We start from the raw sequence: 23,050 nt of genomic DNA, 5'->3' as shown, positions 1-23,050 counted from the left end.
TAAAAATCAAATGGCATTAATATTGTCAAAAATACAATCACCATTATAGGTATCGTTTTTCTCGATCCTATTTTGAATTATACATAAACGAATAAAAATGTAAATGACATTTTGTCATTCAATTTACTATGACTGAATTTGAAGATATAAATTTTGACGAAATTATTGGCGACGGTTTCAATATTGTGACTGAAGATATCACCCTATCAAACCTTGATGAAACAGAAAAAAATGCAGAGCAAGTATTATTTCCTATACTTCCTGTAAGAAATATGGTGATGTTTCCTAATGTTGTTATCCCAATTACTGCGGGCAGAAAAGCATCTATTAAACTTCTAGAAGAAGCACAAGAAAATGGCGAACTAATAGGTATTGTGAGCCAAAAAAGTGCCGATATAGAACAGCCTACAGACAAAGATATCTACCAAATTGGTACTCTAGCAAAAATTATTAAGATTATAAAACTCCCTGAAGGTAATGTTACTGCGATCACAAAGGGTTTTCATAGATTTAAAATAAAAAAAATAGTAGAAAATCAGCCCTATCTTAAAGGGGAAATTACGAGACTGAAAGAAACCAAAACCAAAAACAAAGAAGAGTACGAAGCCTTACTTGAAAATATAAAAGAACTTGCCCTGAAAATTGTAGAGCTAGATCCTAATATCCCTAGTGCAGCCAATTTTGCTATAAAAAACATCACCAATAACGATGATTTGCTCAACTTTATTTGCACCAATTCTAATTTTCCATACGCTGATAAACAAAGGCTGTTGGAAGAAAAAAATCTAATGGCTAGAGCTAATAGATGCTATGAAATGATGCATGATGATTACAGAAAATTAGAACTAAGAAACCAAATTCACCAAAAAACATCTAAAGATCTAGACAAACAACAGAGAGAATATTTTCTAAGTCAACAGATAAAAACTATACAAGATGAGCTAGGTGGCGGCCCAGAAAGTGATGTAGAAGAGTTGCTAACAAAAGCCAAAACAAAAATTTGGAAGCCAGATGTAGAAGAGCATTTCCAAAAAGAAATAAGCAGACTACAAAGGCAAAACCCAAATTCTCCAGATTATAACGTACAAAGAAACTACTTAGATTTCTTTACAGATTTGCCTTGGGAAACTTTCACTAAAGATAGTTTCGACATAGAAAGAGCAGAGAAAGTATTAGACAAGGCACATTTTGGTCTAGAAGACATTAAAAAAAGAATTTTGGAGCATATGGCGGTTCTAAAACTTAAAAATAATATGAAGTCTCCTATTCTACTATTGGTAGGTCCTCCAGGAGTGGGCAAAACTTCTCTAGGAAAATCTGTGGCTGATGCTTTAGGTAGAAAATATATTCGTGTTTCTTTGGGTGGATTGCATGACGAAAGCGAAATTCGTGGTCACAGAAAAACCTATATCGGTGCTATGGCAGGAAGAATTTTGCAATCTATAAAGAAAGCAGGAACTTCTAACCCTGTAGTTGTTTTGGATGAAATAGATAAAGTAGGAAAAGGAATGCATGGCGATCCTAGTTCTGCATTGCTAGAAGTACTAGATCCAGAACAAAATGCATCTTTCTATGATAATTTCTTAGAAATGGGTTATGATTTGTCTAAAGTAATGTTCCTGGCAACAGCCAATTCTCTATCTACCATACAAACTCCACTTTTGGACAGAATGGAAATAATACAGATTGCAGGATATACTTTAGAGGAAAAAATAGAAATCGCCAAAAGACATTTAATAAAAAAACAACAAGAAGAAAACGGACTCACTACAAAGTCTTTCAAATTGGGCAATCCAGAATTGAAACACATTATAGAAGCACACACTTCTGAAAGTGGCGTTAGAACATTAGAAAGAAGAATTGCTGCAATTTCCCGCTGGGTTGCGCTACAAACTGCATTGGAAAAAGAATACGATGGTAAAATCTCTGTAGAAAAAGTAGATGAAATTTTGGGTGTACCAAGACCTAAAAGTTTATCTGAACTTACGGATGTTCCAGGTGTAGTTACAGGATTGGCTTGGACAAGTGTAGGTGGAGATATCCTTTTTATAGAAAGCATCATCAGTAACGGCAAAGGAAACCTAACGATGACTGGAAACTTGGGAACTGTAATGAAAGAATCTGCAACTATTGCTTTGGAATATATTAAAGCAAAATATGTAGAATTGGGCATAGAAGAAGGAGAACTAGAGAAGAAAAACATCCACGTACACGTGCCAGAAGGAGCGACACCAAAAGATGGACCTTCTGCTGGTATTGCCATGCTAACGTCTATGGTTTCTTCTTTTAGAAATAAAAAAGTAAAACCTCATCTTGCGATGACGGGTGAAATCACCCTAAGGGGAAAAGTACTTCCTGTAGGTGGTATTAAAGAAAAACTCCTTGCAGCAACAAGAGCCGGAATCACTGAAGTGATTCTATGCGAAGCTAACAGAAAAGATGTAGAAGAAATAAAACAAGATTACCTGAGAAATCTTAAAGTAAATTACGTGAATTGGATGCCAGAAGTGTTAGAAATTGCGCTAGAAAAATAAATTTTCAACATAATATAAAAAACCTCATCAAATATTGGTGAGGTTTTGTTATTTTTATCCGACACAAATATAATTATGAATCTTATTAAATCTCCCTTCGTGCTAAAGCTAGCTTTAGTAATTATCTCTATCATTGGATTAGGATATTTGGTAAGACTCGGTCAGAGTATCCTTGCGCCATTCTTTTTAGCTTTTCTTCTCGCTATGCTATTTGTACCTTTTGCCAATCTTTTAGAAAGGAAAATTAAGCTTCCAAGGTCTATATCTACCATGGTTTCTGTATTTATTATGATTGGAGTTTTGCTTGGTTTAGGATATTTTTTTGGAACACAACTTGCCAATTTCAGCAAAGATGTACCCAAACTAGAAAAGCAATTTGTTTCTGTTTTTAATGAACTTCAACATTGGATTTCAGAAAAATTTAATGTCAATACCAAGGAGCAATTCCAGTACATCAACCAGGGCTTAAACAAACTATTGTCCTCCACTGGCGTTATTTTAGGATTTACGCTTAGTATATTTTCTACAGGTTTAGGTTTCTTATTTTTCTGTATCCTATTTTTTGTTTTTATACTAAACTATAGAAGACTGCTGAATCAATTTATCATTAATGTTTTCGATGATAAACATATTGACAAAGTAAGAGAAGTGGTAGGTGAAATACAATCTATGACCAAAAAGTACATCACAGGCTTGTGCATACAGATTGTTATAGTATCCATTATAACCTCACTTACACTCACTATTATTGGAGTAAAATATGCGATTCTACTAGGCGTTCTTACAGGAGTTCTAAATGTCATCCCTTACATCGGAGTTCTTTTCTCAATGGTAATCTCTTGTTTTATTGCATTTGCTACAGGATCACCTTCACAATGCATCTATGTTCTTATAGGCTATGTAATTATACACGCGATAGATGGCAACGTTATTTTGCCTTTTGTAGTAGGTTCGAAAGTAAAAATAAATGCCTTATTCTCATTTATAGGAATCTTAGTGGGAGAACATCTTTGGGGAATTTCTGGGATGTTTTTGTGTATTCCCGCAATGGCTATTGTTAAAATTATTTTTGAGCGTGTAGACGGATTGAAACCTTGGGGTAATCTTTTGGGTGAAGAAGAGAAACCAGATCGAAAGAAAAAATCTTATAAAATTTCCCGAACCATTACCCTACAAGAGAAAGACTAAACATAAAAAGACTGCAAAATTTGCAGTCTTTTTTTTATTTTTTAAATGGACATTTAATTAAACAAATGCACTAAAACCTGTAATGGATCTTCCTACAATTAATGAATTAATTTCTTTGGTACCTTCGTATGAATAAATAGCTTCAGCATCAGCCACAAATCTTGCTACATTATATTCTAGTAAAATACCATTACCACCAAGTACTTCTCTCGCTCTAGACACGATATCTCTGGTTCTTAGTGTACAGAATACCTTTGCCAAAGAAGCGTGTTCGTCTTTTAATATTCCTTCGTCTTGCATTTCAGACAATCTGAAAACCATAGTTTGCATCGCCGTAAGATTAGATAACATCTCTACCAAATGTCCTTGTATCATTTGGAAAGAAGCAATAGGTTTCCCGAACTGTTCTCTCTTTCTAGTATACTCTAAAGCACTTTCGTACGCACCTCTCGCGCAACCTGTAGCCATCCAAGCAACGCCAGCTCTCGTCATTCTCAAAACTTTAGCAGTATCTTTGAAGGAGTTGGCATTTTGTAATCTATTTTCTTCGGTTATCAAACAATCTTTTAAGGTAATCAATCCGTTTTGCACAATTCTCAGAGCCATTTTACCCTTAATTTTCTCTACTGTATATCCAGGATTATCTTTTTCTACAATAAAACCTTTCACTTCACCATCATCCAAATCTCTAGCCCAAATAATCACTAGATCTGCAAAAGTTGCATTACCAATCCATTTTTTTTGTCCGTTCAAAATCCAGCCTTCCTCTGTTTTTTTGCAAGTAAGCGTCAATCCACCTGCAGCGCCAGAACCTACTTCAGGCTCTGTAAGTCCGAATGCTCCGATTTTATCAAATTTTTGCATCTGAGGAAGCCACTTTTGTTTTTGTTCTTCCGAACCACAAATATAGATCGAACCCATTGCGAGACCAGATTGCACACCAAAAAAAGTAGCTATAGATGCATCTATTCTTGCCATTTCCATAGCAATAATACCTTCCATCAAAAAAGGCATTCCTTTGCAACCATATCCTTCATAGGTAACCCCGCAAATATCGAGTTCTTTAAATTTAGCAATCAACTCGAATGGAAACTGATCTTTTTGCCAATAATCATTCACCAAAGGTTTCACTTCCTTCTCCATAAAGGCACGCACTTTCAATTGTACTTCTCTTTGTTCTGGCGTAAGAGTATGGTAGATATCGTAGAAATCTCCGTCTATTGGAGGCAATTCTTTTTTTGGTTTATTGGGATCTAGCATTTTAGAAATTCCAGACAATTGTTTGTCATCAAGTTTAGAAAATCCTTGCATCAATTTGGGTAAATCTACTTTTTGAGAAATGGCACTTAGCTGATCAAAATCTATTGATCTAAATAATTCTAAAGCATTTCTAAGTTTTGAAAATGTATTCGACATAATAATAGGTGTGATTTGTTTTGTAAAAGCATCAAAAATTAATCCGAATTGATAGACAAGTTATTTCGTATATTTTACAAAATACTGTTAATCAATTATTTAAATATATTAAAAATATTACAAATATTTTGCGTAAGCATTTCAAATATAAATTTCAAATTCAATAGATATTTGACTCAACAAAACATCAAAAAACAACGTTATGAAAACTACTTACATCAAAATTACATTCGCAGTTACTCTATTATTAGGAATTTATTCTTGCAGCAAACACGAAAAAAGTGCAAACGAAGCATCAGAAAATTATAGCGAAGGCAAAGTTATGGTTTCAGACAGTGTATCGTCAGCTGCGACAACCCAAGTGAAGGACAAAAAATTCATCTAGACGGCTAATGTAGACATGGAAGTAAAAGACGTGTATGATGCCACCATTGCAATAGAAAAAAATGCGCAAGATCTTGGCGGTTTTGTTACAAAAAGCAATTTGGAAAGCCATACCATTTCGCAAGAAACCTATAATACATCAGATGAAAATGCAGTTTTGGTGAAAAAATATCAAGCCGAAAACAATATTCAAGTTCGTATTCCTACAGAAAATCTGGGTCAGTTTTTGACTTTAATTAATGATAAAAAAGTTTTTCTAAACTCTAGAATTATCAATGCTGAAGATATTACTTCTACTATAAAATATGCTGAACTAGAAAATCAGAGAGTAAAAAAAACCAGCGAAAATATTACTCAACTGAAAAATAGAAAAGATAAAGTGACAATGGCTGATGAGAAAATGGTTGAAGACAACCAACAACAGCTTTCTCAGCTTAACGTTGCGGATAACTTGAAATACAGCACAGTAGATATTTTTATTAAAGAACCCAAACTAAGAACGGCTGAAATTGCTGTGACAAACACCAAAAATATTGATAACAAATACAAATTTAATTTTTGGTACAGTATGAAAAATGCTGTTATTGATGGCTATTATTTCATCCAAAAACTAATTGTAGGATTAGTAACCATTTGGCCAATCTTACTAATAGCAGGCGCCGTATTATACTTTGTAAGAAAAAGAAAATTAGTAAAAACAAAAGCCAACAATTCATAACCATATTACACAATCATCCTAACCGCAAGGTTATCTTCATATATTAAATGATTCTTAACCTCTTCTTTTTTAGGAGAGGTTTTTTGATTATTATTAAATTGAAACAGAGAACTACTGATTTTCATACTTCATTAAAATCTTTGTCCTAAATTCCTTAAATTTGCATTTTGTACCTTAAATCTAGTCTGATAGACTTTAGAATTTCAGCGTATGACTCCATTATCTTTAATAATAGCTAAATATGTTACCAAAAATAAATCCTACTCATACAGAAAGCTGGAAAGCGCTTGAAGAACACTTTTCTAATAACGATTTTGAATTGAGAAGCCTTTTTCAGTACAATGCAAATCGTTTTGAAGAGTTTTCTGTGCAAAGAGAAAATTTTCTTTTTGATTATTCTAAAAATTTAATCAATACTCAAACCAAAGAGTTATTGTTAAATTTAGCAGAAGAATGCAGACTGAAAATTGCAATTTCACAAATGTTTTCTGGTGAAAAGATCAACGAAACAGAAGGAAGAGCAGTTTTGCATACGGCTTTAAGAGATTTTTCGGAAAGAGAAATTTTGGTAGATGGCGAAAATATTAAGCCTCAAATAAAAAGAGTTCTAGACCACATGAAAGCTTTCTCAGAAAAAATTATTTCTGGAGAACACAAAGGCTTCAGTGGTAAAGAAATTACAGATGTGGTAAACATTGGGATTGGAGGTTCAGATTTGGGACCTGTAATGGTTTGTTCGGCACTGAAACATTTTAAAACAAGATTAGAAGTACATTTCGTATCTAATGTAGATGGAAACCATATTGCTGAGGTAGTGAAAAACCTTAATCCGGAAACTACTTTATTTATTATAGCATCCAAAACATTTACCACTCAGGAAACCATGACCAATGCAAATTCTGCTAAAGATTGGTTCTTGAAGGCTGGAAAAGAGGAAGATGTTGCAAAACATTTCGTAGCATTATCAACTAATATACAATCGGTAAAAGATTTCGGAATTGCAGAAGAAAATATTTTCGAATTTTGGGATTGGGTTGGTGGAAGATATTCGCTTTGGAGCGCCATTGGATTGAGCATTGTACTTTCCGTAGGCTATGAAAACTTCGAAGAACTTCTAAAAGGAGCTTATGATACAGATTTGCATATCCAAACAGCAGATTTCTCTGAAAACGTACCCATATTAATGGCACTTTTGGGGATTTGGTATCGCAATTTCTACGCGGCAACTAGCCATGCTGTATTGCCATACTCACAATACCTAGATCGTTTTGCGGCGTATCTTCAACAAGGAGATATGGAAAGTAACGGGAAATGTGTAGATAGAAATGGTAACTTTGTAGAATACGAAACAGGGCCCATAATCTGGGGAGAACCAGGAACTAACGGTCAGCACGCATTTTATCAGTTGATACATCAAGGAACGGAATTGATCCCAGCAGATTTTATTGCGTATGCGAAAAGCTGTAATGAGGTTTCAGACCATCAAGATAAATTATTAGCCAACTTCTTTGCTCAAACTGAAGCATTGGCTTTCGGTAAAAATGAGGAAGAAGTAGAAGCAGAATTGTCCGCAGCAGGAAAATCTGATGAAGAGATTGATAAATTACTCAATTTCAAAGTCTTCCAAGGAAACACGCCTACCAATTCGTTATTAATAAAAGAACTAACTCCATTTTCATTAGGACAATTAATCGCAATGTACGAGCACAAAATTTTTGCTCAAGGAGTTATCTGGAATGTGTTTAGTTTTGATCAATTCGGGGTAGAATTAGGAAAAGTTTTAGCCAACAAAATTTTACCAGAACTAGAAAATAAAGATACTATAAACTCTCATGATAGTTCTACAAATGGATTGATTAACTATTACAAAGGAAATAAATAATAAATGTCGATACTCAGATCATATTATTATAAATTATCTCCAAACCTAAGGCTTTTGGGAAGAAAGGTCTACTACTTCCCTATCGATTTTTATGAAGGTATTACCGGAAAAAGATCTAAAAACGAGCCCAAAAAAGGAGATATATATGTAGGAAGTAGCGACTTTTTGGCGCACGGAATCCGTCAGGTAGATGCGCTAAAAAAACATATTAATCTAAAAGAATCAGACCACGTATTAGATGTAGGTTGTGGAATCGGTAGAACTGCTGTGGCTCTTACCAATTTTATAAAATCTGGCACATATAATGGTTTTGATGCAGTAGAAAAAGGGATTGCTTGGTGCGATAGTAATATCCACAGCAAGCTTCCTCATTTTAAGTTTAAATTTACACCAATCTATAACGATTTGTATAATACCTTTCAGCAAAAAGCAGAAGACTATACATTTCCTTACCAAGATAATAAATTTGATAAAGTGTTTCTATTTTCTGTATTCACGCATATGCAGGTGATAGAAATAAAAAGATATCTGAAAGAAATAAGCAGAGTAATGAGAAAGGATGGTCTATGTCTATCGACTTTTTTCCTGTATGATGACACCAAAAATGAAAGTGGTACCATGCCTTTCCCTTATCAATATGATGGATACAAATTGATGGATGATAAAGTGACTGCAGCCAATATTGCAATCAGTATCCCATTATTACATCAGATGGCAAAGGAAGCACATCTAGAAGTAACTACCGTACAAGGTGGATATTGGAGAAATGATGTTGAAAAGAGCAATGCAGACGAATTTCAGGATATTGTAGTATTTAAAAAAATCTAATTTAAAGTAATAAAAAGTAAAAATGGCAGAAATTCTTGACGGATTGAAAGTATCCAAGGAAATCAAAGCGGAGATTAAAATTGAAGTAGACAAAATTATTGCAAACAAAAGAAGAGCACCGCATTTGGTAGCAATCTTGGTTGGTAACAACGGTGCAAGCAAGGCTTATGTAAACGCAAAAGTGAAAGATTGCGAAGAAGTAGGCTTTCAATCTAGTTTGGTGAAATTTTCTAGTACAGTGTCTGAATCTGAATTGTTAGAAAAAATTGAGGAACTCAATAAGGATAAATCAGTAGATGGATTTATTGTACAGTTACCTTTACCCGACCAGATAGATCAGGAAAAAATCATCAATGCGATAGATCCTAGAAAAGATGTAGATGGTTTTCATCCTACCAATTTTGGGAAAATGGCTCTAGAAATGGATACTTTTTTGCCTGCTACTCCTTTCGGAATTTTAACGCTTTTAGAAAGATATAATATAGAAACCAAAGGTAAAGATTGTGTAATCATTGGAAGAAGCAAGATTGTAGGAAGACCTATGAGTATCTTGATGGGAAGAAAAGATTTCCCAGGTAATTCTACCGTTACCCTTACGCACTCTTATACTAAAGACATAGAAGAATATACAAAAAAGGCAGACATCGTAATCACTGCTTTGGGAGATCCACATTTCCTAAAAGGTAAAATGATAAAAGATGGCGCTGTAATTGTAGACGTAGGAATTACCAGAGTAGATGACGACTCTAAAAAAGGATATTATCTAGCAGGAGACGTAGATTTTGATAGCTGCGCAGAAAAAGCAAGCTGGATCACGCCTGTACCTGGAGGTGTAGGACCTATGACAAGAGCGATGTTGATGAAAAACACCATCATTGCTTATAAAACTTCGGTCTATAACGACTAATTTTATAATGAATAAAGAAGAAGATATTTTATTAAAAGAAGGTAAAATGCTCCCTGTGATGGAGCATTTTTACACTCTTCAAGGAGAAGGAGCACACACCGGAAAAGCAGCCTATTTCATAAGATTGGGCGGTTGCGATGTGGGTTGCCATTGGTGTGATGTAAAAGAAAGTTGGGATCCCAAACTGCATCCTCTGATGAATGCTGAAGAAATTGCGAAGATTGCTGCAGATCTTTGCAAAACAGTGGTACTTACAGGTGGAGAACCTCTTATGTGGAATTTGGATGTTTTAACGTCTAAGCTTAAAGAACTAGGTTGTACCGTACATATAGAAACATCGGGCGCTTATCCTCTAAGTGGGCAGATAGATTGGATTACCCTTTCGCCGAAAAAAACAGGTTTACCAAAAGAAGAAATTTATGCTAAAGCGAGCGAGCTAAAAATGATTATTTTTAATAATAACGATTTTACCTTTGCACAAGAGCAAGCGGCTAAAGTTTCTGAAAATTGCAAACTTTATCTACAAAGCGAATGGAGCAAAAGAGACGAAATGTATCCAAAAATTACAGATTTTATATTGGCAAATCCCAATTGGCAGGCCTCCGTGCAGACTCATAAATATCTTAATATTCCATAAAAAATCCGTAGATTAGCCTCTGTCTTCCTCATTACAATAGATACATGCAAAGATTTCGGTATTCTGTATATTTAAAGTCTATAATTATTGTGCTAGACCTGTTGGTCATTGCATTTCTTTTCATATTCTTTTATAATAGTAGAAATCCAAAACTGGTATATAACCAAGATATTATAGCTGAGATTTTTTTTTCTATAATGCTTGTTAGTTTATTTTGGATGTTACTTAGTACCAAAACTACGATATATAATGTACATCGTAATCTTACTTATACCCTCTTTTTAGAGAAACTAATAGTTCATCTACTTTTATTTAATTTAGGTGTTCTATTAATCGGAAAAGTTAGTAGAAACATATTTTTTAATTCAGATATATATTGGCTTTGTAGCTATTTATTATTTTTTTCTACACTTTTAAAATCAACAATATATTTTATTATTAAATATTTTAGAAGTGTAGGGATTAATAATAGAAACATAATGTTTTTAGGAGAAAATAGTTCTACAAGAGTATTGAAAAATATATTGCTAGAAAGAAAAGATTATGGTTATAAAATATTTCAATATCCCAATACAACCATTATACCTTCCGAATTAGTAGAATTTTGGAAAAAAAATGGAATTCATAAATTATTTATTGGAATAGAAAATAATTTTGACGAAAAAACAGAAAGCCAGATTTTTAAATTAGCTGAGGACCATAAGGTAAAACTATCTTTTATTCCAAATGTTGCACAGAATGACTTCTTTTTATTCGACTTTTCCTACATCCAGACTCAACCCATTTTAGATCAAGCTAAATATCCATTAGATTTTTATTACAATTATTTATTCAAAAGGGCAATTGATATAATATTTTCTTTGCTTATATTAATATTTATCTGCTCTTGGCTATTTCCTATCATTTCTTTGATTATAAGAAAAACTTCCAGCGGGTCAATATTCTTTGTTCAGAAAAGATATGGATATCGTGAGGAAATATTCAAGTGTTTGAAATTTAGAACAATGATAGAAAATGATCTCTCTTCTAGTGCTACAACTTGTGATGAAGACCCGAGAATTACTCCTTTTGGTAAGTTTTTGAGAAAAACCAGTTTAGATGAAATGCCACAATTCATTAATGTTCTGAAAGGAGAAATGTCTGTAGTTGGACCTAGACCACATATGCTATCAGTAGATGATTATTATAAACCAAAAATTGGTAGATATAGCCTTAGAAGCTTAGTAAAGCCGGGTATTACAGGGTTAGCGCAAGTAAATGGATTGCGTGGAGATAAAGGTGATGTTGAGCTTAATATGAATAAGAGAATATTGGCAGATTCATTTTACGTTAAAAATTGGAGCTTTGTCTTGGATTTTATCATCATATTAAAAACTATATTCCTCTTAGGCAAAGGAGACAAAAATGCCACATAAATAAATAAAAAAAGTCTAATTTAGCAGAATGTTAAAAAAGTTTTTTACAGCAATAGGAGAATATTTTATTCTTTTAGGTAAATCAATGCAGAAACCTCAGAAAATGAGGGTTTTCTGGAAGCTTTTCATGAGAGAGATTAACGATCTGGGAGTCAATTCTTTTGGGTTGGTTATTTTCACATCCATCTTTGTAGGAGCTGTAGTTGCCATCCAGATGTTTAATAATTTTGATGCTTCTTCGTTTCCTATTCCGCCTGCTTTTGTAGGGTATGCAACTAAAGCTGTTTTGGTTTTAGAGTTTGCACCTACTATTATCAGTTTGATATTAGCAGGAAAAGTAGGTTCTTATATCGCTTCTAGTATTGGTACCATGAGGGTTACAGAGCAGATAGATGCTTTGGATATTATGGGTGTAAACTCGCCCAACTTTCTTATTCTTCCTAAAATAATAGCTTGTATGATATTCAATCCGCTACTTATTGCGATAAGTATTGTGTTTGGTATTGGTGGTGGTTATTTTGCAGGAATTATTACAGGAAACTGGACGGAGGCCGACTATATTACCGGTATACAAATGTATATGCCGAATCTCTTCATCTACTATGCATTTATAAAAACAGCTGTTTTTGCGTTCGTTATTGCTACAGTTCCATCTTATTTTGGATACTATGTAAAAGGAGGTTCTTTGGAAGTAGGTAGAGCAAGTACACAAGCAGTAGTTTGGACAATGGTATTTATTATCATATCTGAGCTTATCTTAACCCAACTAATATTAAGCTAATGATTGAGGTAAAAAATCTTAAAAAGAGTTTTGGTGATGTTGAAGTTTTAAAAGGGATTTCAACCACTTTCGAAAAAGGGAAAACCAATCTTATAATTGGGCAAAGTGGCTCTGGTAAAACTGTATTTCTAAAAAGCTTGTTGAATGTTTTTCAGCCCTCATCAGGTGAAATTTTATTTGATGGAAGAGACATCAATATTATGAACCGTGAGGAAAAGCAACAGCTAAGAGCTGAAATTGGAACACTATTTCAAGGGAGTGCATTGTTTGATTCTCTAACGGTAGAAGAAAATATTATGTTTCCTCTAGATATGTTTACCAACCTTACTTTTAGAGAAAAGAAAAGAAGAGTTTTTGAAGTTATTGGGCGTGTACATCTTGATAAGGCTAACAAAAAATTTCCTTCCGAAATTTCTGGAGGAATGCAAAAGCGTGTAGCCATTGCAAGAGCTATTGTAAACCATCCCAAATATCTGTTTTGTGATGAACCCAATTCTGGGCTAGACCCTTATACTTCAAATGTTATCGATGATTTGCTTTTAGAAATAACTCAAGAATATAATACCACTACCATTATCAATACGCATGATATGAACTCTGTGATGACAATTGGAGAGAAAATTGTCTATCTACGTTTGGGTATTAAAGAGTGGGAAGGTGATAAAGATGGATTAATAACTGCGGGCAATAAAAACCTGATTGATTTCGTTTACTCATCAGAGTTATTTAAAGAATTACGCGAGTATTTGTTGGAAAACAACAAAACATCATTAGATAATATAATTACGAAAATAGACGACAATGAAAAAGATAATTAGTATTGTATTAATAGGTTTTTCCGTAGTAGCTTCTGCACAGATTTCTCTTGCTGCCAAAGCTAACGTGCTGATCCCAACAAGTTCTGCATCATGGAAAAACCTTAAGACTGCGGCTACAAACGCTGTAGAACAAAATGGTAAAAATATAACAGGATTCAATGCGGGTTTATCCCTTAAGGTAAATCTTCCGATGTCATTTTACATTATGCCAGAAATATTCTATACCAATTTTAGTAATGAAGTGGTAGTAGCGAATGATGCTAATGCAGAACAGACCACTATTAAAGCTAAAAATAGCCGAGTAGATATTCCAGTTTTGGTAGGTAAAAACATAGTAGGAAGTTTACTAAGTGCCTATGTGGGTCCTGTAGCAAGTTTTAATATGGGCAAAGGTGAAAATTTTGGAAATTTTGTTCAAAAAGTGGATGCCAAAGATTTTACCGTGGGATATCAACTGGGATTGCAGAGTGAAATCTCCAAAGTAATTATTTCTGCTAAATATGAGGGCGCAATTTCAAAAGACCAAAGAAAATTTGTAAACGCAATTGCAGGCTCTAGTCAAGAAATCAGCTATGATAATAGATCTAGTTTATTTATGCTAGGTTTGGGATATAAATTTTAAATAAATTGAAATTTCAATTAAAAATAAAACCCTCAAATTAAATTTGAGGGTTTGTTGTATTCTGTTGTTCCAATTCTTGTTGTCTTTTTACAATTTCGGCGGCCTGTTTCTCAAGCTCCTCTTTATCTTTTTGGAGTTGTTTGAACTCCTTTCTTTTTTGTTCTTCTTTTATGGCTGTCCCTTTACTGATATACCCTATCATCCCACCGATAATCAACCCTATTCCTATACCCGCCATTACTCCCATAATGTGAGGAAGCCCTATTTTGTCTACTGTAAAATCTGTGGTAAGATAAAACAGAAGAGTAGATACAGCAAGAAGTATCAATCCGGTAAGCGATATACTTTTCATAAAGAATAGTTTTAGGTGGTTATGTTGCTTAAAGATAAGGATTAATAACTAGATTTTCCCTCCAGCAGCTTTATAATATTCTAGAGCCTTTGGCAAATCTTTTTGTATATCACTTATCCTTGTATCAGAATTTGGGTGAGTAGACAAAAATTCTGGTTGTTGAGATCCTGAAGAACTCGCCGCCATTCTTGTCCAGAAAGGTATTGCTTGTCTTGGGTCATATCCTGCGATAGCCATCAAATTAAGTCCCATTTTATCTGCTTCAGATTCTTGCGTTCTACCATATTTTAATAGTGCAACCTGAGAACCAATAGGATATGCCTTTTGGAATACACTTGCCCACTGAGAATTGCTTATCGCTCCTCCCAATATTTGACCACCATATTGTGCCACCATTGCTTGAGAGATTCTCTCGTTACCATGCCCAGCTAATGCATGAGAAACCTCGTGACCCATTACCACTGCCAGACCAGTTTCATCTTTTGTAATTGGTAAAATCCCTGTATAAACAGCTACTTTCCCTCCTGGCATACACCAAGCATTTACTTGGTTATCCTGAATAAGATTGAACTCCCATTGGTACCCCGCTAAATCTGCTGATCTCCCAATACTTGCGTAGTATTTTTCCGCAGCGTTTTTTATTTTATTCCCTACGTTCTTAACTGAAGTAGCTTGTGAACCTGTCACTACTTTAGATTCTGTAAGCGTTTGCTTATATTGTTGTAAGGATGAGGTAGTAATTTCAGAGTTTAAAGATCCTATCTGAAAAGATTTTCTTCCCGTCATAGGATTAGTAGTACACGCTGCAACAGACAATACTGCTGCTCCAATTCCTAAAAGATGTGTAAATTTCATAGTTGTAAGTATAATAAATTTAAGATTACAATTTTTGTTCCAAATTTAAGATAATACTACATTTGCATGTATTTTGCATTATAATTAAATACAAGATAAATCCCATGAAAAAGCATATCCCCATAGTATCCATCTCTCTATTTTGTCTTTTTTTTCAAAACTGTACTTCACAGAGTAAGGTAAGTAATGATAATATCGTAGAACTTGTTAATTCCGAAGAATTCACATTTCACGCAGAAAGAGCCAATCCTACCAATTATGATGTCATCAATGTGATGAACTCTCTGCCTAATTCTCCATCCACAAGAATGCTACAACTAAATGGTGAAAACTATACCATAGAAATAAAGAAAAACCAATTGGATGTGGTTCTACCTTATTTCGGGAGAGTATACAATCCTTCTTATGGTAATACCAATGGAAATAGCTATAGATTTATATCCAAAGATTTTACCATTACCAAAACGCAAAGTAAAAAAGGAAATTCAGTTTTCACTATCAAACCTAAAGATGCGAATAATGTAACTGATATCTATATAGAAGTTTATAAAAACGGTAAAGCATTTACTTCTGTTAAAAGTAATGATAGACAACCCATCACCTACGATGGTTATATTACCAAAAATTAGGAAGCGTCCAAATCGGAATAAGTTTTTATAAATTTTTTCGTAAAAAGAGATCAACGAATAATTTTGCTTCGGTACTAGGATTAGAAACTAGGGAAGAAGCATTTTTTTTGTGTTGAAGATAAGATTCTTCAAGGTCTCCACTTCTTTTCATCTGAGCCAAAATATACGCTTGTACCCAATATTCAAATCTCTTTTCGGCTTGTTGGGTCCTTACAATTTCAAATCTTTGTGAGTGTTTTTTGAGATTAATAAATTCATTTAATTTATCATAAATATCCATCAAACCTTTATTTTCTAGCGCTGAACCAAGTAAAACTGGTACTTTCCAATTTTTTTCTTTGGAAGGAATAAAATCTAAAGCCCTTTTCAGTTCAAGACGAGTATTTTTGGCTTTTTGAAGATTTGTATCATCTACTTTATTGATGAACACTACGTCTACCATTTCCATAATTCCTCTTTTTATACCCTGTAGTTCGTCACCGCCACCAATAATTTTAATAAAAAGAAATACATCAGTAATATCAGCTACTAATACTTCAGATTGTCCAACACCCACGGTTTCTATCAGAATATAATCGTACCCTGCGGCTTCGCAAATCATCATCGTTTCGAAAGTGGTATTGGCTACTCCACCCAAAAATCCAGAACTTGGAGAAGGCCTTATAAAAGCATTTTCTTCTTTTGCTAGTTCTTCCATACGTGTTTTATCGCCCAAAATACTGCCTTTGTTTATTGCAGAACTCGGATCTATGGCAAGTACAGCTACTTTTTTTCCTTCAGAAATGGCTAATTTTCCAAAACTTTCGATAAAAGTAGATTTTCCTGCACCTGGAACTCCTGTAATCCCCACACGGATAGCATTTCCTGTGAAAGGCATGATTTCTTTTAGTAACTCTTCGGCTTGTAAACGATGTTCGGCTTTTTTGCTTTCAACTAAAGTAATCGCTTTTGCAATCAGACGTTTATTGCCCGATTTTATCCCAATTATAAGCTCTTCTGTAGAAAATTTCATTCCTTCAAAATTATAAAATTTACACACTATTATGAGATAAAATATGTACTAATTTTATTGTTTCTAAATTATTGCTGCATTTGCTGTCATTTTTTATAATTATGTACATTTGCTATTCATTAAACATAAATTATATGAAAAAGATATTAGTAGCAACCTCTGTCATTGGATTATTAGCTGCCTCTTGTACGCCAAAAGCCGTGGCTACAGCAACTACCACTACAAATCCAATAAAAAGTACTGAAGCACAGATTGCACAAGGGAAGTTGGCCTTTGAGAACTCTTGTGGTAAATGTCACAAATTACCAGATCCAGCTTCACATACTGCTGTAGAATGGGTAGGAATCATGAATTCTATGGCTCCAAAAGCCAAACTGACAGAAGAACAACATCAATGGGTTTACGATTATATCGTATCTGCCAAATAATAAAGAAAGGAAACCCATTTAGGTTTCCTTTTACTTTTAATTAAAATGAAATAACGAATTACAAAATCTCGTTTCTTAGATCATTCTTTAGATTTTCGCGAGTTTTTTTGTAGGATTTATTTTCTTTTGTTGTTTTAAAATTACTTCCTTCAAACGTCCGAATAGGATTTCCTCTTTCCACCAAAAGATGATTGTTCCAAGTATTTAGTATTTGTTTTTCTAATTTTTCTAGTTCTAGAGCGCTTATTTTTTCCTTTAAACGAACTATCGCTAATTTTTTGTTTTCCAACTGAGATCTAGAATCTTGTGCAAACACACTGATACCCGAAATTTTGTGTGTCGCTCGAACTGCTGTATTCACTTTATTTACGTTTTGTCCACCATTTCCCTGGCTTCTCGTAGTTTGAAACTGAATATCTTTTTCGTTAAATTGAATTTTCTCTAAACCTTCCAGCTCAAAAATTCCGATGAACCAATTGCTGCGTTTGTGAAGTTTTCTAAAAGTACTCTTACCAATCCACAAAATACTTCCCAACCAAGATGCCAAGAAAGGGTCTATGTTTTTACCTTTCAGCTGAAGCGTTACCGACTTTAGCGTAAGGTTTTCATCTCCATTTTCACGATGAATCATCTCGTGTTCTATATTTTGTGCTTTCAATTCTTCCAAGAAAACTTTTAGCACTTTTGCTACTACCCATTGGCATTCTAGCGGGCCTTTTCCGGAAGTGATTTGTATTATTTTGTCCATTTGTTTTTAAATTTTTATTTGTCCATCCTTACAATTCTCGGCTGAAATGTCCCAAGAATATCTACCAATTCGCTTTGTGCATTCATCACTTCATGGATGTTTTTATAAGCCATTGGCGCTTCTTCGGCATTTCCTCCAATAAGAGTTACATTTTTTAGCTTAAGCTCCTTTTTGATATCACTTTGTGTAAAACGGGTTCTGCATTCTCCTCTAGAGAAAGCTCTTCCTGCACCATGCGATGCAGATTGCAGAGATTGTGGATTTCCTTTACCTCGAACAATAAAGCCTTTAGCCGTCATAGAACCTGGGATCATTCCCAATTCGTTTTCATGTGCTGGCGTTGCTCCTTTTCTATGAACTATCATTTCTCTACCGTCATGTATTTCCTTCCAAGCAAAATTATGATGGTTTTCTATTCTAGCTTTTACTCTCCCACCCACGGCTTTTACTAGCCTTCTATGGATATCATAATGACAAGCCGAAGCATAGTCTCCCGCGAGATTCATGGCAGTCCAATATTCTAATCCGAGATGAGAATTGAGATCTAACCAAGCAAAGTTTTGCGCTTCCTTGGGCAACGGACATTGATCTGTCGCCATTCTAGAATAATACTGTGCAATCTCTGCCCCAAGGCCTCTAGAGCCACTGTGAGACAAAATACCCAAATATTTCCCGATAGGAAGACCAACCTGAGGATCTACTTCTGTAATCTCTACTTCCCCGAATTCTACAAAGTGATTTCCGCCGCCAGAACTTCCCATTTGCTTGATGGCTTTTCCTTTAAGCCTTTTTAAAATCGGAATTAAATCGAAAGTATCGCGTTCGAAAATTTCGTGATCGATGTGAGATTTATGTATTTCAGACATCCCGAATTTGGTATGTTCTACCAATGCCTTCTCGAACTTGTCTTTGGCACCTTCTAAATAAGAAATTGGCACGTCTAGAATACTAAGAGACATACGACAACCAATATCCATCCCAACTCCATAAGGAATCACGGCATTTTCTACGGCTAAAACGCCACCAATTGGCAATCCGTAGCCACTGTGTGCATCTGGCATCAAAGCGCCTTGTAAAGCTATTGGAAGCTTCAATCCGGTGTACAATTGGTTTTTGGCTTCTTCTGAAATATCGGTTCCGAAAATTTCGTAGGAAGCGCGCTGAGCATTCATCATTCTTTTTTCTGTTTTTTTTGAGCTTAATAAGCTTTCTGCAATTTGACCAAAGGTTAAATCTTTCTCGAAATACTGAGGATTTTGTAAGATTTCTTTGAGTGTTGCTTTTACATGATGTATATTTTTGGTGGCAAAATTCCGTTTCATCACTTCTAGTGCAATGTTTACACTTTGATTGTTTGGATAGCCTAACTTTAATATATCTTTTCCTTTGAGTTTTAAATTTCCCATTTTTTTTGTTTTAATGTTCTATAGAACAGTCATTTAAATAATTTTCAGCGATTTGTAATGCGGATTGTTTCTGAAAAAATTGTTTTCCTTGCAGAGGAGGATTTGTGTATTCTTTTTTGCTTTTCCACGAATAATTACCTCCAAAAACCTTTTTAATAGCGATACCTTGTCGTTTGTGTTGATCTAGATAATTGGATATTTCTGCAATTTCACTTTCTAGTTCTCCTATGACGGGTTTGTAGTGCGTAATAATATGAGGTTTTATTTGTAACCTGAATCTCCATGGTTCTACAAATTGATAAAGCGTTCTCATTTGTCTATCCATAGGGCAATACTCGCTTACTTTTCTAAAATAGAGGCGCTGACGATCTGTTAATTCTAATTTTGGATCTAGCCAAGTGCGCACATCTATGCCATGAATACGTTGTGGTTTGTCTATTTTTATTTTCTTGCCGTATTTCCTTATCGTCTTTTGAAATTTTCTATTTTCAGAGTACATATAGGTGTTAATGACCTTTAGAATGTCTTGAAAGAAATCTGCATCTTTAGAATATAAAACATCATCTCTGAGCACGAAAAATCGGACAAAACCTTTTTGATAAGGCTTTTCTAATGGCAAAAGAGCAATATTTCTCTTTTTGGAATACAAATCTTCCCTTGCATTAAAATTTTTTCTAATTTGTTTTTCTAAATCCTTTTTTGCTATTCTTATTTTGCTCCTTTTGTCTCTAAGACGAAAGTGCAGAAGAAAATCATCTTCCATATTGATCCATTTTTTAAGAAGATATAAAGCACAACTACGTTGTAGATTGTACTTTGTAAATCTTCTACCTTCAACTATTTATTGGGTTGAGTTTTTTGTGGTCAGGTTCTTAGATACAGAATACCAGCAAACCTGATAAGGCAACTATTATAGCCCCGATTGCAGTGAAAATCCTTTTATTTTTTTGCTAAAAAAAAAGCAAAAGATTGCAACGGAAAGCGGGAAATAGCTCATTAAAAAATAAAATTGAAATTCGGGAAAGCTGAGTTTTGGATTAGCGCAATAAAAAATCCCGAAATCATTCGACTTCGGGATTCTATATAGTAATAATTTGGTGCTTAAGAATATAGTAACCCACGAAGTCGTACCACTGAAAGTGGCAATACTGCTGTAAAATCCTGAATAAATCTGATCATAACTTCGTTATTTTTAAAGGGGGTTAATATTAATTTGTGTTGCAAATATATTATTATTTTTGGTACGTACAAGCTTTTGATTGAAAAATCACTATTTACATTGGTTTTTTGCGAAATACTTGTTTAAACACAAATAAATGAGCATGATATAGTAATGATAGTAGTATATTTATGCCTAAAATAAACTCACAAAAACATTATGAAAAAGGTTATCTATCTAGCTCTATTGGCTACCATCTACTCTTGTAGCTCCAATAATAACGAGGATATCTTGAAGTACACCAACGATACTACGTTGGGGCTTTCTAGAGTAAATCTGAAAACTGTAGCAGAAAAAGTGTCTGCTGATAAGGTTTTGAAAGAGAAAAAAAATATCCATAACGAACAAAAATTGTTTTTGGAATTGGTAAATAAGCCGAAAGAATCTGGTATCAACGTAGATAAACCTTTGTACATTATTGTAGATCCGGGGAAATCTAATACTGACAACGAGCCTAATATAAAAGCTTATTTCGAGATTGATGATAAAACAAAATTTCAGAAAAGTATGTCTGATATTACCAAAACTAAGGTGACAATAGACAAAAAAGATTTCATCTACGTAGATGGACTTCTAACTGGAAGTATAAAGGGGAAAGAAGCGATATTAACCAAAGAACCTAACAACCGTTACGATCGTGAATATACTAAATACGATGAAATAGACAGTATAACAACCGTAGTTCCTGAAAAAAAACCTTATTTTGACGAGAAGTATTTTACAGATTTTTGGAACAGAAAAGGCCCTAGCAATAAGGTGATAAAAGAACAAGTAAACCAATCTCTAGCTGGAAACAAAGACATGAGCGCTTGGGTAAACTTATCTGCTGTAGCCAACTACCTTTCTAAAGGATATATTGAAACTTTGGCGGTAAACAAATTGATAAAAGATTCTGGTGTTGGTATGGAAGTTACTTTTGATAAAGGAAGTGCAGAAATAAACACGAAAACTTTCTTCAATAGCGAAATGCAAAAAGTGGTAGAGAAATATTACAGTAAAAATAAAGTAGACTACGACTTGGTGAAAACGATAGATGTAGACAAAGCACAATCTTTTTCTATCGGATATTTCAGTCTAGAATTTATGACTTATCTAATAAAAGAAGCTGGTTTTGAAAGTACAATAAACAATTATCTATCTTCATCTAACAAAACTTTAGCAGATATAACTTCAATATTTACAGGAGATTACGCTTACGTACAAAACAAAATTCATCCAGATTCTGCAAGTTATTCTTCTAGAAGTGAGGCCATTATCTTGGGTATTGATGCTAAAAAAGCAGATGGCTTCAAGGGCTTTATGGAAGGACCATACGGGTATGATAGAAAATACATCATCAATGGTAACAAAGTAATTATCTCGGATGATACCCAATTGGTTTACCAATTTAAGAGTAATAAAGATGCTAAAAATGCCAATTTGGATAAAAAATCTGGCGTAACTTCTTATTCTTGGACCGATGGATCTGAATATAACAGAGACTATGATAACAATAAGCTAGGAGCAAAAATTGTAAAAGCTACCAATGAGTACAAGCAGGAAAATGGAAATATGATTTCTAAAACCGTATTTACAGTGGACAAAAAAGATCAGAATACTTTGTATTATTTTATAATGAATGATTAGTATCCAACTTAATAATATTACGCCGAAATATTTCGTCCCAAAAAATATAGAGCAATCTGAAATTTGGGAGAGAAAATACATCTTCAAAAAAGGAGAACAATATCTTATCGTTGCACCATCGGGTAGTGGAAAATCTACCCTTGCAACGGCAATTTTGGGCACTCACTTTCAGTATGCTGGCGATATTTTGTATGATGACAAAGATGTGAAATCCTTGCACATAGAAGCTATTGTAGAGAAAAGAAGGCAAAATGTAAGTTTGCTTTTTCAAGATGTAAGATTAATAAAAAACCTTACCATATCTGAAAATATATTGTTGAGAATATTCGATAAAAATAAGAGCGAATATCTCCAAAAAATGCATGAATATGCATCAAAATTGGGAATAGAAAATCTGCTTGATAAAAAAGCCGAAAATTGCTCTTACGGAGAAAGACAAAGAAGCGCCATTGTAAGAAGCCTCATTAATCCTACAGATTTTCTAATCTATGACGAATGCTTCAGCCATCTAGACGCTGCTAACAAGAGAATTGCTTTTGATCTTATTACAACGGTTGCCAATGAACATCAATCGGCTGTTTTGTTTTTCGAGCTGAATGAATTTCCTTTTGAACATCATTACAAAACTCTTCATTTATAAACGAT

General features: G+C 34.1%; 22 protein-coding genes and 1 pseudogene. 16 read left to right on the top strand and 7 right to left on the bottom strand.

The genetic code is table 11. The annotated features are described in order from the left end of the window. Positions 1 to 128: 128 nt before the first annotated feature. Positions 129 to 2,534, top strand: coding sequence for an endopeptidase La (lon, locus tag ACKI42_RS00785; RefSeq protein WP_407401445.1), 2,406 nt, complete (start codon positions 129 to 131; stop codon positions 2,532 to 2,534). A 75-nt stretch (positions 2,535 to 2,609) separates the two neighbouring features. Continuing rightward, positions 2,610 to 3,722 (top strand): AI-2E family transporter, encoded by a 1,113-nt coding sequence (locus ACKI42_RS00780; protein WP_407401443.1) that lies wholly within the window; start codon positions 2,610 to 2,612, stop codon positions 3,720 to 3,722. A gap of 57 nt (positions 3,723 to 3,779) precedes the next feature. Here the strand turns inward: ACKI42_RS00780 and ACKI42_RS00775 are convergent, their stop codons facing one another. Then, positions 3,780 to 5,138: an acyl-CoA dehydrogenase family protein gene (locus ACKI42_RS00775; protein WP_407401441.1), complete on the bottom strand. Its 1,359-nt coding sequence runs from the start codon at positions 5,136 to 5,138 to the stop codon at positions 3,780 to 3,782. Positions 5,139 to 5,340: 202 nt separating this feature from the next. On the opposite strand from ACKI42_RS00775, the gene ACKI42_RS00770 reads away from it, so the two are divergent. From ACKI42_RS00770 to ACKI42_RS00725, 10 genes and pseudogenes are all read left to right on the top strand, one after another. Next, positions 5,341 to 5,523 (top strand): hypothetical protein, encoded by a 183-nt coding sequence (locus ACKI42_RS00770; protein ID WP_407401439.1) that lies wholly within the window; start codon positions 5,341 to 5,343, stop codon positions 5,521 to 5,523. Between the two features lie 12 nt (positions 5,524 to 5,535). Beyond that, positions 5,536 to 6,240 (top strand): annotated as a pseudogene (locus tag ACKI42_RS00765) (DUF4349 domain-containing protein); the annotation flags it as partial. A gap of 241 nt (positions 6,241 to 6,481) precedes the next feature. Continuing rightward, positions 6,482 to 8,122, top strand: a complete 1,641-nt coding sequence (gene pgi, locus ACKI42_RS00760) for a glucose-6-phosphate isomerase (RefSeq protein WP_407401437.1) — start codon at positions 6,482 to 6,484, stop codon at positions 8,120 to 8,122. A 3-nt stretch (positions 8,123 to 8,125) separates the two neighbouring features. Continuing rightward, positions 8,126 to 8,950, top strand: a complete 825-nt coding sequence (locus tag ACKI42_RS00755; RefSeq protein ID WP_407401435.1) for a class I SAM-dependent methyltransferase — start codon at positions 8,126 to 8,128, stop codon at positions 8,948 to 8,950. Between the two features lie 22 nt (positions 8,951 to 8,972). Next, positions 8,973 to 9,857, top strand: a complete 885-nt coding sequence (locus ACKI42_RS00750; RefSeq protein WP_407401433.1) for a bifunctional 5,10-methylenetetrahydrofolate dehydrogenase/5,10-methenyltetrahydrofolate cyclohydrolase — start codon at positions 8,973 to 8,975, stop codon at positions 9,855 to 9,857. A 7-nt stretch (positions 9,858 to 9,864) separates the two neighbouring features. Continuing rightward, positions 9,865 to 10,494, top strand: a complete 630-nt coding sequence (locus tag ACKI42_RS00745; RefSeq protein WP_407401431.1) for a 7-carboxy-7-deazaguanine synthase QueE — start codon at positions 9,865 to 9,867, stop codon at positions 10,492 to 10,494. Positions 10,495 to 10,538: 44 nt separating this feature from the next. Further along, positions 10,539 to 11,909 (top strand): exopolysaccharide biosynthesis polyprenyl glycosylphosphotransferase, encoded by a 1,371-nt coding sequence (locus tag ACKI42_RS00740; protein WP_407401429.1) that lies wholly within the window; start codon positions 10,539 to 10,541, stop codon positions 11,907 to 11,909. Positions 11,910 to 11,937: 28 nt separating this feature from the next. Then, the gene (locus ACKI42_RS00735; RefSeq protein WP_407401427.1) at positions 11,938 to 12,690 is read left to right on the top strand and encodes an MlaE family ABC transporter permease; all 753 of its coding nucleotides are present in this window, start codon (positions 11,938 to 11,940) and stop codon (positions 12,688 to 12,690) included. Further along, positions 12,690 to 13,508 (top strand): ABC transporter ATP-binding protein, encoded by an 819-nt coding sequence (locus ACKI42_RS00730; RefSeq protein ID WP_407401425.1) that lies wholly within the window; start codon positions 12,690 to 12,692, stop codon positions 13,506 to 13,508. The genes ACKI42_RS00735 and ACKI42_RS00730 overlap by 1 nt, the downstream gene beginning before the upstream one ends. Continuing rightward, positions 13,492 to 14,130, top strand: a complete 639-nt coding sequence (locus ACKI42_RS00725; RefSeq protein ID WP_407401423.1) for an outer membrane beta-barrel protein — start codon at positions 13,492 to 13,494, stop codon at positions 14,128 to 14,130. The genes ACKI42_RS00730 and ACKI42_RS00725 overlap by 17 nt, the downstream gene beginning before the upstream one ends. A 37-nt stretch (positions 14,131 to 14,167) precedes the next feature. Here the strand turns inward: ACKI42_RS00725 and ACKI42_RS00720 are convergent, their stop codons facing one another. Further along, positions 14,168 to 14,482 (bottom strand): hypothetical protein, encoded by a 315-nt coding sequence (locus ACKI42_RS00720; protein ID WP_407401421.1) that lies wholly within the window; start codon positions 14,480 to 14,482, stop codon positions 14,168 to 14,170. A gap of 48 nt (positions 14,483 to 14,530) precedes the next feature. Continuing rightward, positions 14,531 to 15,337: a M48 family metallopeptidase gene (locus ACKI42_RS00715; protein ID WP_407401419.1), complete on the bottom strand. Its 807-nt coding sequence runs from the start codon at positions 15,335 to 15,337 to the stop codon at positions 14,531 to 14,533. Positions 15,338 to 15,441: 104 nt separating this feature from the next. Here ACKI42_RS00715 and ACKI42_RS00710 point away from each other — a divergent pair, with 104 nt between their 5' ends. After that, complete coding sequence (locus ACKI42_RS00710) at positions 15,442 to 15,966, top strand: DUF4251 domain-containing protein (RefSeq protein ID WP_407401417.1); 525 nt, start codon at positions 15,442 to 15,444, stop codon at positions 15,964 to 15,966. Positions 15,967 to 15,991: 25 nt separating this feature from the next. On the opposite strand, the gene meaB is transcribed toward ACKI42_RS00710, so the two are convergent. Further along, positions 15,992 to 16,978 carry a methylmalonyl Co-A mutase-associated GTPase MeaB gene (gene meaB, locus ACKI42_RS00705; protein WP_407401415.1) on the bottom strand — a complete coding sequence of 329 codons (987 nt, stop codon included), beginning with the start codon at positions 16,976 to 16,978 and terminating at the stop codon, positions 15,992 to 15,994. Between the two features lie 134 nt (positions 16,979 to 17,112). Here meaB and ACKI42_RS00700 point away from each other — a divergent pair, with 134 nt between their 5' ends. Continuing rightward, positions 17,113 to 17,406, top strand: coding sequence for a cytochrome C (locus ACKI42_RS00700; RefSeq protein WP_407401413.1), 294 nt, complete (start codon positions 17,113 to 17,115; stop codon positions 17,404 to 17,406). A gap of 58 nt (positions 17,407 to 17,464) precedes the next feature. On the opposite strand, the gene prfH is transcribed toward ACKI42_RS00700, so the two are convergent. Genes prfH through ACKI42_RS00685 form a run of 3 tightly spaced genes read right to left on the bottom strand, consistent with a single transcriptional unit; the run spans position 17,465 to position 20,323 of the window. After that, on the bottom strand, positions 17,465 to 18,154 hold the full coding sequence (prfH, locus tag ACKI42_RS00695) for a peptide chain release factor H (protein ID WP_407401411.1): 690 nt from the start codon (positions 18,152 to 18,154) through the stop codon (positions 17,465 to 17,467). A 14-nt stretch (positions 18,155 to 18,168) separates the two neighbouring features. After that, positions 18,169 to 19,560 (bottom strand): RtcB family protein, encoded by a 1,392-nt coding sequence (locus ACKI42_RS00690; RefSeq protein WP_407401408.1) that lies wholly within the window; start codon positions 19,558 to 19,560, stop codon positions 18,169 to 18,171. Between the two features lie 10 nt (positions 19,561 to 19,570). Beyond that, positions 19,571 to 20,323 carry a hypothetical protein gene (locus tag ACKI42_RS00685; RefSeq protein ID WP_407401406.1) on the bottom strand — a complete coding sequence of 251 codons (753 nt, stop codon included), beginning with the start codon at positions 20,321 to 20,323 and terminating at the stop codon, positions 19,571 to 19,573. Between the two features lie 615 nt (positions 20,324 to 20,938). On the opposite strand from ACKI42_RS00685, the gene ACKI42_RS00680 reads away from it, so the two are divergent. Continuing rightward, positions 20,939 to 22,405, top strand: a complete 1,467-nt coding sequence (locus ACKI42_RS00680) for a DUF4836 family protein (RefSeq protein ID WP_407401404.1) — start codon at positions 20,939 to 20,941, stop codon at positions 22,403 to 22,405. Further along, positions 22,398 to 23,045: an ATP-binding cassette domain-containing protein gene (locus tag ACKI42_RS00675; RefSeq protein WP_407401402.1), complete on the top strand. Its 648-nt coding sequence runs from the start codon at positions 22,398 to 22,400 to the stop codon at positions 23,043 to 23,045. Before ACKI42_RS00680 ends, ACKI42_RS00675 begins: the two co-directional genes overlap by 8 nt. Positions 23,046 to 23,050: the final 5 nt, after the last annotated feature.

It is taken from the genome of Chryseobacterium sp. (genome assembly GCF_045629545.1).
Lineage (GTDB): Bacteria > Bacteroidota > Bacteroidia > Flavobacteriales > Weeksellaceae > Chryseobacterium.
Note: the sequence above shows the minus strand (reverse complement) of the source record. Positions and strands in the feature narration are given on the sequence as shown.